This is a genomic window from Rhizobacter sp. P2_H3 (assembly GCF_056403355.1).
The window spans coordinates 1-1,348 of sequence record NZ_JBFUFQ010000487.1; the positions used below are offsets into that span (position 1 = coordinate 1).

A 1,348-nucleotide genomic window follows, 5' to 3' on the forward strand; every position below is an offset into this window, starting at 1 on the left:
GCCAGCGGTAGGCCCGCAGCATCACGGCGCGCAGCTGATCCAGTTGCTCCGGCGAGCGCGGGCCGAGCCGGTGAATGAAGTACCGGACGTCGGATTCGCTCTGTGCACGCAGCAGCCCGTCGACGGCGAGCATCAGCGCGATCAGGTCGTCGACCGCCGCATCGCGCTGGGCCGGCGTCAGCCTGGCGTCTTCCCGGTGCCATTCGATCTCGTCGAGCACCGCGTGCTGGGATTCCTCTTTCCAGTGGAAGCGGAACACGTCCCGGAACAGTTCGGACAGCTCAGGATCGGGGTGGATGCTGCGCTGGTAGTGCGTCTGCGTGAAGAGTTCGATGTGGCAGGTCAGCGCCAGGACTGCCCAGGTCGATTTGCTGAGCACCAGGCGGGCGACCGGGTCGGCCTCGGGCACGAACTGGTAGCCGGGCGCCATGCCGGCGGCCATCAGGTGCTCGAGCCGCCGGAACAGCGCCTGGTGCTTCAGCTCTTCGTCGCTGAAGCGGATCAGCGCCTCGAGGGCGATCTGGTCGCCGAACCAGTACTCGCGGCTCACGTCCAGCAGCTTGGCATTGATGAAGCGCTCGACCATGCCGAACATGTTGGCGTAGGTGCGGCCCTGGATCTGGCTGAGCAGGCGTTTCTCGCTGGCGCTGTAGCCCTGCAGCCGGTCGAGCTGCGTCAGCCCGTCGGGCAGGAATTTCTGGTCGAAATCGAAGCTGCGGCTGCGGATGACGTCGCGGTCGATCTCCCAGCGCACGCGTTTCGAGAGCTCGATGCAGCGGGCATAGCGGACGGTGGTTTCGGGATCGGTAACGTCGAGACCGGTGGTTTCAGTGCTCATGATCAGTCCTCCTGAATGTGTGTGCGGATCGGTGGAGCACTGGCGACCCTAGCCACCACAAGAGGAGAAATTGTGCAGTTCACCCTGTTCGCAGCAGGCCCGGCGCACTGCACACGCCACTGCAAACGATGCCAGGCAGAGCACGCAGCGCGCGACGGCGCTGCGGCTGCTGCCGGGCCAGGCTCAGGCCGTGCCCGCGCCGGCCGCGCGTTGCGGCAGGGTGGGACCGGTCTTCGGTCGTCGCCGGCCGACGCGCGTTCGCATCACAGGTGTCGAGAGCGGCGCCCTGACGGCCGCGGCTGCGATCTGGATCGGCTGTGCGAGCCACGCGGGTGGCTGCCAGTCCCCGAACCAGGCGGGTGCGGGCTGTGCGGTCGCACGCGGCGTCAACTGCTCGTCGACGATGCGCCCGAGCTTCATCAGCAAGGCGCGCGCGTAGTCGGCCTCGTCGGCAACGAGGTGCTGCAGTTCGTCCAGGATCTGCATCACCTGCAGCCGCAACTGCTGCAC

2 protein-coding genes are annotated in these 1,348 nt (G+C 67.1%); both read right to left on the bottom strand.

The annotated features are described in order from the left end of the window. The coding region (locus tag AC1D1T_RS32540; RefSeq protein ID WP_477993482.1) for a diiron oxygenase at positions 1-838 on the bottom strand (838 nt) is incomplete at its 3' end. Positions 839-1,021: 183 nt separating this feature from the next. After that, positions 1,022-1,348: hypothetical protein (locus tag AC1D1T_RS32545; protein ID WP_477993484.1), on the bottom strand; the 327-nt coding region annotated here is incomplete at its 5' end.